The 16,618-nt window shown below is 48.7% G+C and carries 14 protein-coding genes and 1 tRNA gene; 5 read left to right on the plus strand and 10 right to left on the minus strand.

The features are described 5' to 3' along the window. Window positions 1-27 precede the first annotated feature (27 nt). Both M977_RS14185 and M977_RS14190 read right to left on the minus strand, forming a co-directional pair. Window positions 28-267 (minus strand): hypothetical protein, encoded by a 240-nt coding sequence (locus M977_RS14185; protein WP_064516146.1) that lies wholly within the window; start codon window positions 265-267, stop codon window positions 28-30. 395 nt (window positions 268-662) lie between these two features. Continuing rightward, window positions 663-738: transfer RNA gene (locus tag M977_RS14190), tRNA-Phe, on the minus strand. 630 nt (window positions 739-1,368) lie between these two features. Here M977_RS14190 and M977_RS14195 point away from each other — a divergent pair. Further along, the gene (locus M977_RS14195; RefSeq protein ID WP_064516148.1) at window positions 1,369-3,507 is read left to right on the plus strand and encodes an ornithine decarboxylase; all 2,139 of its coding nucleotides are present in this window, start codon (window positions 1,369-1,371) and stop codon (window positions 3,505-3,507) included. Window positions 3,508-3,551: 44 nt separating this feature from the next. Here the strand turns inward: M977_RS14195 and M977_RS14200 are convergent, their stop codons facing one another. The 4 genes from M977_RS14200 to mutY form a co-directional block, all read right to left on the minus strand. Next, on the minus strand, window positions 3,552-4,805 hold the full coding sequence (locus M977_RS14200) for a nucleoside permease (protein WP_064516150.1): 1,254 nt from the start codon (window positions 4,803-4,805) through the stop codon (window positions 3,552-3,554). A gap of 258 nt (window positions 4,806-5,063) precedes the next feature. Continuing rightward, complete coding sequence (gene mltC, locus M977_RS14205; protein ID WP_064516152.1) at window positions 5,064-6,140, minus strand: membrane-bound lytic murein transglycosylase MltC; 1,077 nt, start codon at window positions 6,138-6,140, stop codon at window positions 5,064-5,066. 63 nt (window positions 6,141-6,203) lie between these two features. Then, entirely contained in the window at window positions 6,204-6,476 is a 273-nt protein-coding gene (locus M977_RS14210; protein ID WP_034460971.1) for an oxidative damage protection protein, read from the minus strand. Between the two features lie 2 nt (window positions 6,477-6,478). After that, window positions 6,479-7,564, minus strand: a complete 1,086-nt coding sequence (gene mutY, locus M977_RS14215) for an A/G-specific adenine glycosylase (protein ID WP_064516154.1) — start codon at window positions 7,562-7,564, stop codon at window positions 6,479-6,481. Between the two features lie 158 nt (window positions 7,565-7,722). Between mutY and trmB the strand changes: the two genes are divergently transcribed. The 3 genes from trmB (at window position 7,723) to M977_RS14230 (ending at window position 9,680) form a co-directional block, all read left to right on the plus strand. Further along, on the plus strand, window positions 7,723-8,442 hold the full coding sequence (gene trmB / locus M977_RS14220; RefSeq protein ID WP_064516382.1) for a tRNA (guanosine(46)-N7)-methyltransferase TrmB: 720 nt from the start codon (window positions 7,723-7,725) through the stop codon (window positions 8,440-8,442). After that, complete coding sequence (locus tag M977_RS14225; protein WP_064516156.1) at window positions 8,442-8,768, plus strand: YggL family protein; 327 nt, start codon at window positions 8,442-8,444, stop codon at window positions 8,766-8,768. Before trmB ends, M977_RS14225 begins: the two co-directional genes overlap by 1 nt. Before the next feature lie 195 nt (window positions 8,769-8,963). Beyond that, window positions 8,964-9,680, plus strand: a complete 717-nt coding sequence (locus tag M977_RS14230) for a YggN family protein (RefSeq protein ID WP_064516157.1) — start codon at window positions 8,964-8,966, stop codon at window positions 9,678-9,680. Window positions 9,681-9,819: 139 nt separating this feature from the next. On the opposite strand, the gene leuD is transcribed toward M977_RS14230, so the two are convergent. The 4 genes from leuD to leuA are packed head-to-tail and all read right to left on the minus strand — an operon-like array spanning window position 9,820 to window position 14,503. Continuing rightward, window positions 9,820-10,425: a 3-isopropylmalate dehydratase small subunit gene (leuD, locus tag M977_RS14235; protein ID WP_064516159.1), complete on the minus strand. Its 606-nt coding sequence runs from the start codon at window positions 10,423-10,425 to the stop codon at window positions 9,820-9,822. A gap of 10 nt (window positions 10,426-10,435) precedes the next feature. Beyond that, a complete protein-coding gene (gene leuC / locus M977_RS14240) occupies window positions 10,436-11,836 on the minus strand; it encodes a 3-isopropylmalate dehydratase large subunit (protein ID WP_064516161.1) in 1,401 nt (466 codons plus the stop codon). Between the two features lie 2 nt (window positions 11,837-11,838). Beyond that, entirely contained in the window at window positions 11,839-12,930 is a 1,092-nt protein-coding gene (gene leuB / locus M977_RS14245; protein WP_064516163.1) for a 3-isopropylmalate dehydrogenase, read from the minus strand. A 1-nt stretch (window position 12,931) separates the two neighbouring features. Next, complete coding sequence (leuA, locus tag M977_RS14250; protein ID WP_064516165.1) at window positions 12,932-14,503, minus strand: 2-isopropylmalate synthase; 1,572 nt, start codon at window positions 14,501-14,503, stop codon at window positions 12,932-12,934. A gap of 841 nt (window positions 14,504-15,344) precedes the next feature. On the opposite strand from leuA, the gene leuO reads away from it, so the two are divergent. Further along, window positions 15,345-16,289: a transcriptional regulator LeuO gene (gene leuO, locus M977_RS14255; RefSeq protein ID WP_064516167.1), complete on the plus strand. Its 945-nt coding sequence runs from the start codon at window positions 15,345-15,347 to the stop codon at window positions 16,287-16,289. The last annotated feature ends 329 nt before the right edge of the window (window positions 16,290-16,618 follow it).

A 16,618-nucleotide genomic window follows, 5' to 3' on the forward strand; every position in this document is an offset into this window, starting at 1 on the left:
GAGCAATCAGGACTTGCTGATTCGTTATCAATCTTCTTTCAAAGGAAGGGCGGAATATGGATGAACAGCAATACGCATGGGCGGTTCAACCAGGAGAGCGATTATCTCATCGCGAAGCTCATCAGCTAACTCCTCGCGAGCGATAATGAAACGGTCAGAGGCTCCTGATTTCGTCATTCCGATAGTTGCCAGTTCGAAAAGCTTGTCGCCCAAGCCAGGCTTTGCACGCATCTTGATGATATAAGCGGGCTGATCTTGAAGTGCCATGATGTTTCCTCTCAAAACTTATTCTTTTGATATGGCACACCATACTGCCATCGTATGTCGAAGTGTTCCTGACAAAGTTTGATCACTCGTGATAAATGCCTGAGAAGCATAATATTTTCGCTAGTGGTTTTCTCTGCGGTCGGTGTGTAGTTGAACGAACCTGTTCCCAGTATCGGGCCGTCATTTCAATCGATTTATGAGCGGCACTAGTTTGAAATCGACAGCCAACGGCATTTTGGTCGAAAGGGCAGGGAATCGCTAAAGAGAAATGGTCTGTTTTGACGTTAGAAGCAGAGAAGTGACCTTGGAGGCGACGAGTAATCGAACGCAGTTCGATGGAGAGTCCGAATCCCAGAAAGCAAAAAACCAGCCCTTAGGCTGGTTTCTTTAAATAGTGGTGCCCGGACTCGGAATCGAACCAAGGACACGGGGATTTTCAATCCCCTGCTCTACCGACTGAGCTATCCGGGCAACGGGGCGCATTAAACCGTAAAGGCCGTTTGGCGTCAACGCTTTTGTGTTAATAAGCCGTGCGTTTGCACGAATAATGTGCTCTGCGTGGCAACTCGGGTTGAACGACAGGGCAGAAGGTGCCATGATTGTGCGAAATTTCACACATCTGCAACGGGGCGTTTATTGATGTTTATACCCGTCATACTTCAAGTTGCGGATGCGTTGGCAGCGTTCACTCACCCGATAAATCTGCTCTCGCAGATTTAAACGCTGCTAGCAGCGGCCCGAAGGGGGAGGCCCATGAATGGGCCGAATAATCACTTACAACAGTAAGCTCATCGGGATTCGTTCTCTTGCCGCCTTCCCGCAACTCGAATTATTTTGGGTATATAGTCAATGATTTCCAGCATCTCGATGGCGCTCGTTCACCTTTCTACTATATCCCGAAGACCCTTGCTCACCATGCGGTGAGGGCAACGCATGCTCACTGCAGGACATCAGTAAAATTAGGCAATGCCTGGTTTTACTGATGTCTGGCGGTCGGAGTGGGTATCATCCTTCAGACCATCAAGACACATTCGCCGGGGAATGCTCCCTTTGCTGTGCCATAAGGCACTCACTCATCCTTGGCCTCTGGGATTTGTGCATATGAAATCTTTAAAAATTGCCGCCAGCCACGATGTGGTTGCAACTCTGTCCACGCATCGTGAAGTGGTTGCGCTTGATAGCACAGACTTCACCGATATTGCCGCTGTTGTTCTTTCTGAAGCCGATAGCCGCAGCGGTATTCTTGCGTTGCTTAAACGGACTGGTTTTTCGATACCCGTTTTTCTAGCGGCTGATACCTGCTCAGGCGAGCAGGAAGGTATTACGGGGTTGATCACCGGCAAAGCTCAGGACTATCTGGAGCTTGAAACCGCTGCTGTAGATTATGAAGAAAGCTTGCTCCCTCCGTTTTTCGATACATTGACGAAATATGTCGCGATGGAAAACAGCACTTTTGCCTGTCCTGGTCACCAACATGGTGAGTTTTTTAAAAAGCATCCAGCAGGGCGCCAGTTTTATGATTTCTTCGGTGAGAATCTATTCCGCGCTGATATGTGCAATGCGGACGTTAAACTCGGGGATTTGCTGATCCATGAAGGGTCGGCCAAACATGCGCAGAAGTTTGCCGCCAAAGTATTTAATGCCGATAAAACTTACTTTGTTTTAAACGGTACCTCGGCTGCAAATAAAGTCGTGACCAATGCGTTGCTGACTCGTGGCGATTTGGTCCTATTCGATCGCAATAACCATAAATCAAACCATCACGGTGCATTGATTCAGGCGGGGGCCACGCCGGTATATCTGGAGGCATCTCGCAACCCATTTGGTTTTATCGGCGGAATCGATGCGCACTGCTTTGATGAAAAGTATCTGCGTGAATTGATTGCAGAAGTTGCACCAGAACGTGCTCAGCAAAAACGCCCGTTCCGCCTTGCAATTATCCAGCTCGGTACTTATGACGGCACGGTTTATAACGCACGCCAGGTAGTGGATAACATCGGCCATCTTTGCGATTACATTCTGTTTGATTCAGCTTGGGTCGGTTATGAGCAATTCATCCCGATGATGGCTGATTGCTCGCCGTTGTTATTGGATCTTAATGAAAATGATCCTGGCATTTTTGTTACGCAATCAGTGCATAAACAGCAGGCTGGATTCTCGCAAACTTCGCAGATCCACAAGAAAGATAACCACCTCCGTGGGCAGGATCGTTTTTGCCCGCATAAGCGGTTGAACAATGCTTTCATGCTGCATGCTTCAACCAGCCCGTTCTACCCGCTGTTTGCGGCACTCGACGTGAATGCGAAAATTCACGAAGGGGAGAGCGGCCGCCGTTTGTGGGCTGAGTGTGTCGATCTGGGGATTGAAGCGCGTAAAGCGATCATCGCTAACTGCAAGATGATCAAACCGTTTATTCCTCCGGTAGTTGCGGGCAGGCCGTGGCAGGATCACCCAACGACAGCAATTGCCCAGGAACGCTGTTTCTTTAGCTTTGAGCCGGGTGAAAAGTGGCATGGTTTTGAAGGCTATGCGCAGGATGAATACTTTGTCGATCCTTGCAAGCTGCTGCTGACTACGCCGGGGATCGATCCGCAAACTGGGCAATATACGGACTTCGGTGTACCTGCGGCGATTCTCGCAAACTACCTGCGTGAAAACGGTATTGTCCCCGAAAAAGCAGATCTCAACTCGATTCTATTCCTGCTCACGCCTGCGGAAAGCGCGGAGAAGATGGCTCATTTGGTAGCGATGCTGGCGCAATTTGAACAGCATATTGAAGACGATACGCCGCTGGTGGATGTGTTGCCGACGATCTATCAGAAGTATTCCCAACGCTATAAAGGCTACACGCTGCGTCAACTTTGCCAGGAGATGCACGATCTGTACGTCAGTTTTGAAGTGAAGGATCTGCAAAAAGCGATGTTCCGCAAAGCCAGTTTCCCTGCCGTTGCCATGAACCCGCAGGATGCCAACAGCGAGTTTATTCGCGGCAATGTGGAACTGGTACGCCTGAGTCAGTCAGAAGGGCGTATTGCAGCGGAGGGAGCGTTACCGTACCCGCCGGGCGTGCTTTGTGTGGTGCCAGGCGAAGTCTGGGGCAGTGCCGCGTTGCGTTATTTCCTGGCGCTTGAAGAGGGCGTGAATATGCTACCGGGCTTCTCGCCGGAGTTGCAGGGCGTGTATAGCGAAACGGATGCTGATGGAATTAAGCGTTTGTACGGTTATATGATTCAGGCGTAAGAACAATGTCTCCCGTTTCTGAATGAAACGGGAGACATTGATTATCAGACTGCTGGCTGAACGGCCGCTGGCGTCCTGACATGTTTATATTTGAACAGTGCGACGAAGGCGAAGGCCAGCACCAGTGAATAACCGGCGAAAATCAGCCACACGCTTTGCCAGTCAGTAATACCTTGCAGCGTGAAGTGCTCTACCACTTTACCGCTGACAATCCCGCCCAGGATGCAACCAAAACCGTTTGTCATCATCAGGAACATGCCCTGTGCACTGGCACGGATTTCTGGTCTCACCTCTTTTTCAACGAATACTGAACCGGAAATGTTGAAGAAGTCGAAGGCGCACCCGTAGACTATCATCGACATCACCAGTAATACGGTACCCATTGGTGATGGGTCGCCAAAGGCAAACAGACCAAAGCGCAGCATCCACGCTACGATGCTGATAAGCATCACGTTTTTAATGCCGTAACGAATCAGGAAGAACGGAATCGTCAGGATAAATACGGTTTCGGAAATCTGAGAAATCGACATCAGCACCGACGCGTGTTCGACGATAAAGCTGCTGGCGAACAGCGGGTTCTGGTCAAAGCTGTGCAGGAAGGTGTTACCGAACATATTGGTAATTTGCAGTTCGGCGCCCAACAGCATGGAGAAAATGAAGAAAATAGCCATGCGCTTGTTTTTGAATAACGCAAAAGCATCCAGGCCAAGCATTGAAGTCCAGCTCTGGTTTTTCTGCGCGTTGGCGACCGGGATGTGCGGCAGCGTCAGAGTGAACAGCGCTAAAACGACGGACAGTGTTGCGCCGATATAAAGCTGCATATGGCTTAATTCAAAGCCTGAGAAGCTAACGCCCCACATGGCGAAGATAAAGCCAATGGTTCCCCAGATACGAATTGGCGGGAAGTCCCTCACGATATCCATCCCCGCTGATTGCAGGCGATAGTAAGAGATGGTGTTCACCAACCCAAGCGTTGGCATATAGGCCAGAGAGTTCAGCAGAATGACGATAAACATCGCGCTTGGCGTTGTGACCTGTGCGGCGAAATACAAGGTTATGGCACCGACAATGTGGCAAGCCGCGTAGAGCCAGCGCGCACTAATCCATTTGTCCGCAATAATGCCGAGTGACGTCGGCATGAATACCGCAGCAATACCCAAAGAACTGTACACCGCGCCGATAGCTGCGCCATCGAACTTGAGGGTGACGAACATATAGGAGCCGAGCGTAGTGAGCCAACTCCCCCACAGGCAGAACTGCAGAAACGAAAGTATTTTTAGCTGCAGCTTAAGGTTCATGTAAATTTCCTCACAGGATTTTGGTGTTGAATGTTTCATTTCTAACATATGACATGAAATATGTTGTGAAAGTAACATTAGCAGTGCCGTGAAGTAATTTTTGGTACATTCAGCAAATAAATGAAAACATCCTCAAATTGCATTCGAAAATAGTGATTTGGGTTACACTTTTTGCGCAATCAGGCGATAAAACGGGAGAGGAGAGGGATATCTCCCACCGTAGAAACGGCTGGTGGGAGATAGGACAAGCATCAGAAGTTAGCGTCGGCGGTAACTCTTCTGTGCGGTATTCACTTTGTATAGATAGTTGCGTGATTCCGCTGAAGGGTGGCGTGTAGTAAGAGTCTGATACACATCGCCCGGATCCATACTGTTGATAATGTTGTAGGCACGGTTCTTGTCGTTGTTGAACACGCGCAGAACACTACCCGCACCGCCATTATAAGCAGTTATCACAGCGTAGCGACGTGATGTTGGGTTATCAATTCCACTCAGGTAGCTGTTTTGCAGAATGGCCAGATAAGCAGTACCCGTATCGATATTGCTTTCAGGATCAAACAAATAGCTGCGGCTTGGCTTGCCCCATTTCCCCTGAGATTTAAATACATCAACCCCTGCACTATGCTGTACAACTTGCATCAAACCGAGCGCGTCGGCGTGGCTTACTGCGTAGGGGTTGAAGCTTGATTCCGTCTGCATAATGGCCAGAATCAACGATTCATCGACACCGTATTTCTTCGATGCTTTACGCACCATGCCGATATATTTATGTGCACGTTTATCAAGGTGGTTTGGTACCAGATTGATAGTCACGCTATAAACAATTTTAAGCCCGGTACTACGGCTTTTCAGGCGAGTTTGCAGCAGATAGTCAGCAAATTTGGCAGCGCGACCTTCCCAACGAATTGCCTGGCCGGTGTTATCCACAACCTGGCCATACAGGAATGGTTGTTTGGAGATCAACACATCGTTGGCATCGGAATAAAGATCGATAGAACCAGGATCGTCACCCATCAGCAAAGTTGTAATGATCGCCTGGCGCAGGTGCGCCGCAGGATCGGTACCAGCAATGGTTTCAATAGTAATCGTACCGTCGTCAAAGTTGATGTGGCTACGTGTCAGGTACTGGTCAGTATATTTTACGTAGTCTTTTGGACCCGCAATCAACACTTCCTTCATACCCCAGATATTTTCGATGTTGTGAGCAAATTGCCCCATCAAAATATCAAAACCATTAGTGTCCTTAACAAAAGCTTCGTTATAGGAATCATCTTTTTTGCTCGAACAGGAGATGAGCAACGGGACAACCAGAGCTAGCGCGAGAAATTTTTTCATCGTTCCGTGTATGCGTATGCTTGTGCTTGTTGGTTTGCATAAGGGCCGAAGGCCCTCGTATTTTTATTTTTCTGGCGGCGTGTAGCCTTCGATGTGGACTTCTTTGCCTTCGAACAGGAAATTGACCATTTCAGCTTCCAGCTCTTTGCGATGTTCTGGATTCATCATGCTCATTTTACGTTCGTTAATCAGCATGGTTTGCTTTGCCTGCCACAACGCCCACGCTTCTTTAGAGATTTCGTTATAAATACGTTTGCCTAGTTCGCCTGGATAAAGTTGGAAATCCTGGCCTTCTGCGTCACGTTGTAGGTAAGTACAAAAAATAGTTCTGCTCATCATTATTCCTCTTCAACGGCTCGGGCCGCTTTTACGACTACCGGCTCGGCGTGCAATTGCTGTAATAAACGCTCTACAGGGGCGGCCAGTCCTACGGACGGTGGCTGCGCTAAGTTATACCAGAGAGCTGTTCCTTCATCCATGCACCCACTAAATGAAGGCACTGGGAGCCATATTGGGACGATGTCCAAATGAAAGTGGCTGAATGTATGGCGGAAGGCGGTTAATTGCGTGAGATTATCTGCTGGAATCTGGTGTTGCGCCAGCCAGTCGCGTAGTTCATTTTCGGTTTCGAATTGTGGGAAACAGTACAAGCCACCCCACAGACCAACCGGTGGACGCTGGGCAAGTAGTACGCTGTCCTGGTGCTGCATCATCAATAAGTAGCCGGTGCGTTCCGGTATTGTAACTTTAGGCTTCTTACCTGGATAACTGGCCCAACTGTTATTGGCATAGGCCACGCAGATATTATTCACCGGGCAAAGTTCGCATTTTGGCTTCGAGCGGGTACAAACCATCGCTCCAAGATCCATCATTGCCTGGTTAAACTGGCTTACACCTTGCGCGGGCGTGACTTGCTCACTGATATCCCAAAGTTTCTTTTCAACATCTTTTTTACCGGGCCAGCCTCCAATGGCATAACAACGTGCAAGCACGCGTTTTACGTTGCCATCGAGAATCGGGAAGTGTTTACCAAGCGACAGAGAAAGAATAGCGCCCGCAGTCGAGCGCCCAACACCTGGCAATGCGGCCACTTCTTCAAAGGTTTCTGGAAACACGCCCATGTGAAGATTCGCCACCATTTGAGCAGCTTTATGCAGGTTTCGGGCGCGAGCGTAATAACCCAGCCCAGTCCACAGGTGTAGCACTTCATCAAGGGGGGCGTTGGCGAGATCTGTGATAGTCGGGAAGCGCTCCATAAAACGCTCAAAGTAAGGAATGACCGTGGCAACTTGCGTTTGTTGCAACATCACCTCAGACAGCCATACTTTATAAGGCGTTTTTTCGAGTTGCCATGGCAGTGTTTTGCGCCCGTATTTTTGGTACCAGTCGAGAACCTGGTGGGAGAATTGCGGCGCATGTGTCATTGTTACCCGGCATCCGATAAATAATAAGTGTGTGATTTAGGGGGCTGATTCCAGCACAGACGACTCTGTGCTGTAAACCGGAACTTTCTGGTGCTTGCTTCTCACCATTAACTTTGGATAATGCCCGTTTCCCGAAAACTAACTTAAGCCTGAACACCATGAAAAATGACGTCATCTCACCGGAATTTAATGAAGAAGGCCGCGCAATGCGCCGGATTCGTAGTTTTGTGCGCCGTCAGGGCCGCCTGACTAAGGGCCAGGAGTTCGCTCTGGAAAACTATTGGCCGGTGATGGGCGTTGAATATCAAGACGCGCCTGTTGATTTTACCGAGCTGTTTGGCCGCGAAGCGCCAGTCACGCTGGAAATCGGTTTCGGCATGGGTACGTCGCTGGTGGCAATGGCAAAGGCTAATCCACAGCAGAATTTTTTGGGCATAGAAGTGCATTCACCGGGTGTGGGTGCATGTCTCGCGACGGCTCACGAAGAAGGTGTCGAGAACCTGCGTGTGATGTGCCACGATGCGGTCGAAGTGCTGCAAAAAATGGTTCCTGACAATTCTTTATCCATGGTTCAGCTCTTTTTCCCTGATCCGTGGCACAAAGCGCGTCATAATAAGCGCCGTATCGTTCAAGTGGCGTTTGCCGAGTTCGTGAAAAGCAAACTTAAACTGGGGGGTGTGTTCCATATGGCAACCGACTGGGAACCTTATGCGGAACACATGCTCGAAGTGATGTCCTCTATTGATGGTTATAAAAACCAGTCAGAGACTAACGACTACGTACCGCGCCCGGATTCACGTCCGGTGACCAAATTTGAACAACGTGGCCATCGTCTTGGTCACGGCGTATGGGACTTAATGTTCGAGAGGGTAAAGTAATGGCAATTAATCGTAGCCGTCGTTTGCGTAAGAAAATGCACATCGACGAATTCCAGGAAGTGGGGTTCTCTGTTGCATGGCGTTTCCCAGAAGGCACCTCCGAAGAACAAATCGATAAAATCGTTGATGAATTCATCGATGAAGTTATCGATAAAAATGGTCTGGCTTTTGATGGCGGCGGCCACCTTTCCTGGGAAGGCTTAATCTGCCTGCAGGAAATCGGCAAATGTACCGAAGAGCATCAGGCTCTGGTGCGCAAATGGCTTGAAGATCACAAGGCAGAAGACGTTCGCACTAGCGATCTGTTTGATGTCTGGTGGGATTGATATATACCCTAATCTTTCAAGCTGCACGTGCGTTGGCTTTCCTCGCTCACCCCAGTCACTTACTTAAGTAAGCTCCTGGGAATTCACTGCGTCGCCGCCTTCCTGCAACTCGAAATCTGTGGGTATATGCAGAATAATCAGGTCGGTGAAAACCGGCCTTTTTTTTCTTAAATTTTTAGATGTTCAGGAGTGACTATGATTCGTAAGGCTTTGATGGGCGTTCTGCTGCTAACTGCGATGCAGGCGCAGGCCGACTATAAATGCAGCGTCACGCCTCGCGATGACGTGGTAATCAACCCGCAATCCGTTCAGGTTGTTGGTGAGAATGGCAATCTGGTTATTGCCCCCGATGGCAGCCTGAAATTTAACGGCAAGCCACACACATTAAACGCAACGCAGCGCCAGTTGGCCCTGGATTACCAGAAAGCGTTGCGCACCGATCTCCCTTGGATCAACAACGGTGCACTGACACGTGTTGAAAAGGGTCGTGTCGCGCTGGATAAAATCATCGCTAAAGAAGTGGGTGAGAGCAGCAATATGCGTGGCCGTCTGACTAAACTCGACGCGCAGCTTAAAGAGCAGATGAACCGTATTATTGAAACCCGCCCGGATGGTTTAACCTTCCACTATAAAGCGATTGATCAAGTGCGCTCCGAAGGGCAACAGTTGGTGAATCAGGCGATGGGCGGCATCTTGCAGGACAGCATTAACGAAATGGGTGCTAAAGCGGTTCTGAAAGGTGGCGGCAATCCGCTGCAAGGCGTACTGGGAAGCCTTGGTGGCTTACAGACCTCGATTCAGAATGAGTGGAAAAATCAGGAAAAAGATTTCGAGCAGTTTGGCCGCGATGTGTGTAGCAAAGTGGTGACGCTGGAAGGGCAACGTAAAGGGCTGGTTGAGACACTTAAGTAATACCCTTCATACTTTAGGCTGACTCTTTGTTGGCTTCGTGCTCTCGCCCAGGTCACTTACTCATGTAAGCTCCCTGGGCCTCGAACACTTGCCGCCGCGATGCAGCTCGAATTATTTTGGGTATAAGACTTGCTGCTTATTAACGCATAAACGCCGGTTGTTTCTGCTCGTAAGCTGAAATTGAACCTTCGTGCTGTAACGTCAGACCGATACTATCGAGCCCTTCTAACATGCAGTGGCGGCGGAAAGTATCGATATTAAACGAATAGCTTTTCTCACCCGCAATCACGGTTTGTGCTTCCAGGTCGACCACGAATTTAATCCCCGGATTTGCCGCGACCAGCTTAAACAGCTCATCGACTTCTGCTTCGCTCAGCGTCACCGGCAGCAACTGATTATTGAATGAGTTGCCGTAGAAGATATCCGCAAAACTTGGCGCGATAACCACCTTGAAGCCGTAATCAGTTAATGCCCACGGCGCATGCTCACGCGAAGAACCACAGCCGAAGTTTTCACGTGCCAGTAAAATTGAAGCGCCTTTAAATTCCGGGAAGTTCAGCACGAACTCTGGGTTTGGCTGCTGGCCGGCATCATCCAGAAAACGCCAGTCGTTAAACAAGTGAGCACCAAAACCAGTACGGGTCACCTTCTGCAAAAACTGCTTAGGAATAATTGCGTCGGTATCAACGTTTGCGGCATCCAGCGGAACGACCAGGCCGGTGTGTTGAATAAATTTCTCTGCCATGGTGTTTCCCTTATTTCAATGTACGGATGTCAGCAAAATGACCAGAAACAGCGGCGGCTGCTGCCATTGCCGGGCTAACCAGGTGTGTACGACCACCGCGGCCCTGACGGCCTTCAAAGTTACGGTTGCTGGTGGATGCACAGCGTTCACCCGGCTCCAGGCGGTCGTTGTTCATCGCCAGACACATGGAGCATCCAGGTAAGCGCCATTCAAAGCCAGCTTCAATAAAGATCTTATCCAGACCTTCTGCTTCGGCCTGCGCTTTGACCGGACCGGAACCTGGAACTACCAACGCCTGCACGCCTGGTGCAACTTTACGGCCTTTGGCAATTTCTGCCGCAGCGCGCAAATCTTCAATGCGTGAGTTGGTGCATGAACCGATAAACACTTTATCGATAGCGACTTCGGTTAATGGAATGCCTGGTTTCAGGCCCATGTATGCCAGAGCTTTTTCAGCAGAGGCACGTTCAACCGGATCAGCGAAAGATTCAGGATTCGGGATGTTTTCGGTGACGGAAATGACCTGACCTGGGTTGGTGCCCCAGGTGACTTGCGGTGCAATGTCAGCAGCATCCAGGGTCACAATGCTGTCGAACTTAGCGCCTTCGTCAGTGCTAAAGGTTTTCCAGTAGGCGACGGCGTCATCCCAGCTTTCTGCTTTCGGTGCGTGCAGACGGCCTTTCACGTAGTTAAACGTGGTTTCGTCTGGTGCAACGATGCCCGCTTTGGCACCCATTTCGATTGCCATGTTGCACAATGTCATGCGGCCTTCCATCGACAGCGCCTGAATCGCACTACCACAGAATTCCACTACATGACCGGTGCCACCCGCACTGCCGGTTTTGCCTATGATTGCCAGCACGATATCTTTCGCGGTAATGCCCGGTGCAGCGGTGCCAGTCACTTCAATCTTCATAGTTTTGGCGCGGCCCTGTTTCAGGGTTTGCGTTGCCAGAACATGTTCAACTTCCGAAGTACCGATACCGAACGCCAGTGCGCCAAATGCGCCGTGGGTTGCGGTGTGCGAGTCGCCACAAACGATGGTCATGCCAGGCAAAGTAATACCCTGCTCTGGGCCCATCACGTGGACGATGCCCTGGAACGGGTGGTTCAGGTCATATAATTCAACGCCGAACTCTTTGCAGTTTTTCATCAATTCCTGCATCTGAATGCGGGCCATTTCGCCGGAAGCGTTGATGTCTTTAGTCTGCGTAGAAACGTTGTGGTCCATGGTGGCAAATGTTTTACCTGGCTGACGCACCGGGCGCTTATGCGCACGCAAACCATCAAACGCCTGCGGGGAGGTCACTTCGTGCACCAGATGACGGTCGATGTACAACAGTGGTGTTTCATCGACTGCTTCGTAGACGACGTGGGCATCGTACAACTTTTGATATAACGTCTTCGCCATGATTATTTCCCCTCTGCCACGAAGCGAGCAATGGTATCGCCCATTTCGTCGGTGCTGATTGCATTGCCATCACGAGCCAAATCGCCGGTACGGAAACCTTCTTCCAGCGCAAGGTTGATAGCGTTTTCGATGGCCAAAGCAGCCTCTTCAGCATCCAGGCTGTAGCGCAGTAACAGAGCCAGAGAAAGGATCTGCGCAATTGGGTTAGCAATATTTTTACCGGCGATATCAGGCGCGGAACCGCCCGCAGGTTCGTACAGGCCGAAACCTTGCTCGTTCAGGCTTGCTGAAGGCAGCATGCCCATAGAACCGGTGATCATCGCGCATTCGTCAGACAGAATGTCGCCAAACAGGTTGGAGCACAGCAGCACGTCAAACTGGGACGGATCTTTAATCAGCTGCATGGTGGCGTTGTCGATATACATGTGTGACAGCGCAACGTCCGGGTATTCTTTCGCGATTTCACCAACGATTTCGCGCCACATCACCGACGATTGCAACACGTTCGCTTTATCAATTGAGGTGACGATGCTGCGACGTTTACGAGCAGATTCAAAAGCGATGCGCGCAATACGCTCGATCTCAAAACGGTAATACACTTCGGTATCAAATGCTTTCTCGTGCATACCGGAACCTTCACGGCCTTTCGGCTGGCCGAAGTAGATCCCGCCAGTCAGTTCACGCACACACAGAATGTCAAAACCGTTCGCGGCGATGTCAGCACGCAGTGGGCAAAACTCTTCCAGACCCTGGTACAGGCGAGCAGGGCGCAGGTTACTGAACAACTTAAAGTGCTTACGCAGCGGCAATAATGCGCCACGCTCTGGCTGCTCGGCCGGAGGCAGGTGTTCCCACTTAGGGCCGCCCACGGAGCCGAACAGAATTGCGTCTGCTTGCTCGCAGCCTTCAACGGTAACGGGTGGCAGCGGGTTGCCGTGGCGGTCGATAGCAATGCCACCCACGTCATATTGACTGGTGGTAATGCGCATATCGAAGCGCGTACGAACTGCATCCAGCACTTTCAGCGCCTGAGCCATAACTTCTGGGCCAATGCCGTCACCCGGCAATACTGCTATATGATGAGTTTTTGACATGTCACACGGTTTCCTGATTATTTTCTTTATTATGAGCTTTGCGTTGCAATTCTTTTTCAACGATTCCTGCACGCCAGATGTTGTTCAGCACGTTAATCATCGCTTTTGCCGAAGATTCAACGATATCAGTCGCCAGACCAACGCCATGGAAACGGCGGCCTTTATGGGTCACAACAATATCTACCTGACCCAACGCATCTTTACCCTGACCTTTCGCAGACAATTGGTATTTCACCAGTTCGACATCGTAATTGGTGATGCGGTTAATCGCCTGGTAAACCGCATCGACCGGGCCGTTACCTGTTGCTGCTTCAGACTGTGTTTCTTCACCGCACTGCAACTGGACAGAAGCGGTAGAAATCACGCTTGAGCCGGACTGCACGTTGAAGTATTCCATGCGGAAATGTTCTGGTTCTTCTTGCTGTTTGCCGATAAAGGCCAGTGCTTCCAAATCGTAATCAAAGACCTGACCTTTTTTGTCGGCCAGTTTCAGGAAGGCGTCGTACAAAGAATCCAGGTTGTAATCTTCTTCTTTATAGCCCATCTCTTCCATGCGGTGTTTCACCGCCGCACGGCCAGAACGGGATGTCAGGTTCAACTGCACCTGATTCAGACCGATAGTTTCCGGGGTCATGATTTCGTAGTTTTCGCGGTTTTTCAGCACGCCATCCTGGTGAATACCGGAGGAGTGTGCGAAAGCATTGGAGCCGACGATTGCTTTGTTGGCAGGGATTGGCATGTTGCACAGCTGGCTGACAATCTGACTGGTGCGGTAGATTTCATGGTGATTGATATTGGTATGCACGTCTAACATTTGGCCGCGTACTTTAATCGCCATGATGACTTCTTCCAGCGCGGTGTTACCGGCACGTTCGCCGATGCCGTTCAGTGTGCCTTCAACCTGACGGGCACCGGCCTGAATCGCAGCGATAGAGTTGCCGGTCGCCATGCCTAAATCGTCGTGGCAGTGAACGGAGATAATTGCTTTATCAATGTTAGGGACGCGGTTATACAAAGTCTGGATAATGCCACCGAACTGGACTGGAGTGGTGTAGCCCACAGTGTCTGGAATGTTGATGGTTGTAGCACCTGCGCCAATAGCGGCTTCAACAATACGGCACAGGTTATCGATTGGAGTACGGCCAGCATCTTCACATGAGAACTCTACGTCGTCGGTGTAGTTACGGGCGCGTTTAACAGAATTGACTGCACGAGCTAAAACATCATCGAAGGTACTTCGTAATTTGGTTTCGATGTGCATAGTGGACGTGGCCAGGAACACATGAATACGGAAGGCTTCGGCAATTTTCAACGCTTCTGCAGCAACATCAATATCTTTATCAACACAACGAGCGAGGCCACACACACGGCTATTTTTGATATTGCGAGCGATGGTTTGCACGGATTCGAAGTCGCCTGGAGATGAAACCGGGAAGCCGACTTCCATCACGTCAACACCCATACGTTCCAGCGCCATCGCGATTTGCAGCTTCTCTTTTACACTCAGACTTGCCTGTAATGCCTGCTCACCATCACGCAAAGTAGTATCGAAAATAATGACTTGTTGGCTCATGTTGTGGTCCTTTCTCGTCTTAGGGGCCCTTGCTACGAGCATAAAAAAACCCGCGCAGTGGCGCGGGTTTTTCTGTCTGATGGCTTGAATCAACGCTCGATTTCGCCCACCAGCCTACCGCGCAAAGAAGTTGCGTTTAGTAGTAGACCTAGTAGGCGAATGGTGCGAATCATGTTTTCAAGCCCCAAGTGAATTCGTTATGCATTTATTGGTACTTGATCTGCCCTGCTGTGTCAACAATCGATTCTCTCAGACACAGTTTTGGCGATAGTAAGGTGGGTGTGACGGTCAGTTATTTGTGCTGGTATATCAATTTTTCATAATATTTATAAAAGGTATGAAAAAGGACTGTTTACCGTTTTATGTAAAAATGAAATCGTCAGAAACAATTAAAAATAATATGTTTATTACCATCGTCATTCATCATAGTTATGATTTGCGAGGGTTAATCAAGGCAAGAATCCTATTTTAGGAATTTATCTCCTTTCCTTATCACTCGATTCTCAGTAGAACTATTGTTTCCGACCAGCGATGTCATCCATGGTTGATATATAATTCAGTAGGTGAATCATTGTGCGATAAGTCATTTTGTGATTTCATTAGCATGTTCAGGAAATCAACTGACACAAAAAAGTTATATACATCTTTATAGTTATACCAGACTTGTCAGTAGCTGAAGCCGTGTTGGCGTGTCAGGAAACGTGAATTAAAAATTTTAATTTTATTTTTAAATAATGTTTTCAATTGTATTGATCAGCATGTTCTGCTTAGCAAGTGATAATAGGGATAGCCCGCAGAGTTAATCTGTGAAAAAGGACGAACCATCTTAGTGGAGTTTGCCATGTCTGATAATTATGTAGAACAACCAACAGTTCATGATGGGTTTAAACCTCAACTACGTTCTGTTGATTTAAATTTATTAACAGTATTTGATGCTGTTATGCAAGTGCAGAATATTACCCGTGCTGCTCAAACCCTGGGGATGTCTCAGCCCGCAGTGAGTAATGCGGTAGCTCGGTTGAAAATAATGTTCAATGATGAACTATTTGTACGTTATGGCCGAGGCATACAACCTACGGCTCGGGCCTTCCAACTGTTTGGCTCCATTCGCCAGGCATTGCAGCTGGTACAGAATGAGTTACCAGGAGCAGGTTTCGACCCGAGCAGCAGTGAAAGGGTGTTTAACATTTGTGTTAGCAGCCCTTTAGATAATTTTTTAACCTCTGTTATCTTTAATAATGTGAAACGCTTTGCGCCAGGTATTCAGTTACTCTTTAAATCCTCTTTAAATAAAGATATTGAACACCAATTACGTTATCAGGAAACAGAGTTTGTTATTAGCTATTCTGAATTTCGTCGACCTGAGTTCACATGTATTCCACTATTTGAAGATGAAATGGTTCTGGTGGCGAGTAAGAAAAATCCACGCTTAGTTAAACCATTAACTGAAGAAGACGTTTATAACGAAAAACATGCGGTTGTTTCTCTGGATCGCTTTGCATCATTCAGTGCACCATGGTACCCAACAGCAGATAAACTGGCCTGTATTGCTTATCAAGGGATGGCAATGATCAGCGTTTTAAATATTGTGTCGCAGACTCAACTGGTTGCGATAGCACCACGCTGGTTAGCTGAGGAGTTTTCTGACTCGCTGAATTTACAAACATTCACACTGCCGCTTAAAGAAAATACAGCTACTTGTTATTTATCGTGGCATGAAGCAGCAGGGCGCGATAAAGGGCATCAATGGATGGAAAAATTACTGACTACAGTGTGCAGTAAGTAGATTTAGAATCCTTGTCTGAGTAATCCGGATGGTTAAAACTATCCGGTTATCCTTCTTTTATTAGCCTTTGTAGTTTTTTCTTCTTTAGTTGTTTTTGTGCTTTCTCTCCAGAACATATGATAAATCGTCCGCTAATTAGATTTATCCTGCAAAGCCATTATCCATAATATTTTCATTCATAGTTTCCGCTTATGGTCAGAGCATAACTCTGTCAGTAGAGGGTTTTGTAGTGTTCGTAAGAAAATCCTTGTTTGAGACTTGAAGATTGGCAATTGATTGCCTGATTTTCAACGGTTATGTTAGGCAACTATCAATAATAAAAAGACATA

It is taken from the genome of Buttiauxella gaviniae ATCC 51604 (assembly GCF_001654835.1).
Taxonomy (GTDB): domain Bacteria; phylum Pseudomonadota; class Gammaproteobacteria; order Enterobacterales; family Enterobacteriaceae; genus Buttiauxella; species Buttiauxella gaviniae.

Excerpts from the sequence above, each read along its gene's own strand:
- leuO (WP_064516167.1), top strand. The coding sequence starts at position 15,345 with ATGTCTGATAATTATGTAGAACAACCAACAGTTCATGATGGGTTTAAA.
- M977_RS14185 (WP_064516146.1), bottom strand. The coding sequence starts at position 267 with ATGGCACTTCAAGATCAGCCCGCTTATATCATCAAGATGCGTGCAAAG.
- M977_RS14200 (WP_064516150.1), bottom strand. The coding sequence starts at position 4,805 with ATGAACCTTAAGCTGCAGCTAAAAATACTTTCGTTTCTGCAGTTCTGC.
- leuC (WP_064516161.1), bottom strand. The coding sequence starts at position 11,836 with ATGGCGAAGACGTTATATCAAAAGTTGTACGATGCCCACGTCGTCTAC.
- trmB (WP_064516382.1), top strand. The coding sequence starts at position 7,723 with ATGAAAAATGACGTCATCTCACCGGAATTTAATGAAGAAGGCCGCGCA.
- mltC (WP_064516152.1), bottom strand. The coding sequence starts at position 6,140 with ATGAAAAAATTTCTCGCGCTAGCTCTGGTTGTCCCGTTGCTCATCTCC.
- M977_RS14195 (WP_064516148.1), top strand. The coding sequence starts at position 1,369 with ATGAAATCTTTAAAAATTGCCGCCAGCCACGATGTGGTTGCAACTCTG.
- leuA (WP_064516165.1), bottom strand. The coding sequence starts at position 14,503 with ATGAGCCAACAAGTCATTATTTTCGATACTACTTTGCGTGATGGTGAG.
- M977_RS14225 (WP_064516156.1), top strand. The coding sequence starts at position 8,442 with ATGGCAATTAATCGTAGCCGTCGTTTGCGTAAGAAAATGCACATCGAC.
- mutY (WP_064516154.1), bottom strand. The coding sequence starts at position 7,564 with ATGACACATGCGCCGCAATTCTCCCACCAGGTTCTCGACTGGTACCAA.
- M977_RS14210 (WP_034460971.1), bottom strand. The coding sequence starts at position 6,476 with ATGAGCAGAACTATTTTTTGTACTTACCTACAACGTGACGCAGAAGGC.
- leuD (WP_064516159.1), bottom strand. The coding sequence starts at position 10,425 with ATGGCAGAGAAATTTATTCAACACACCGGCCTGGTCGTTCCGCTGGAT.
- leuB (WP_064516163.1), bottom strand. The coding sequence starts at position 12,930 with ATGTCAAAAACTCATCATATAGCAGTATTGCCGGGTGACGGCATTGGC.
- M977_RS14230 (WP_064516157.1), top strand. The coding sequence starts at position 8,964 with ATGATTCGTAAGGCTTTGATGGGCGTTCTGCTGCTAACTGCGATGCAG.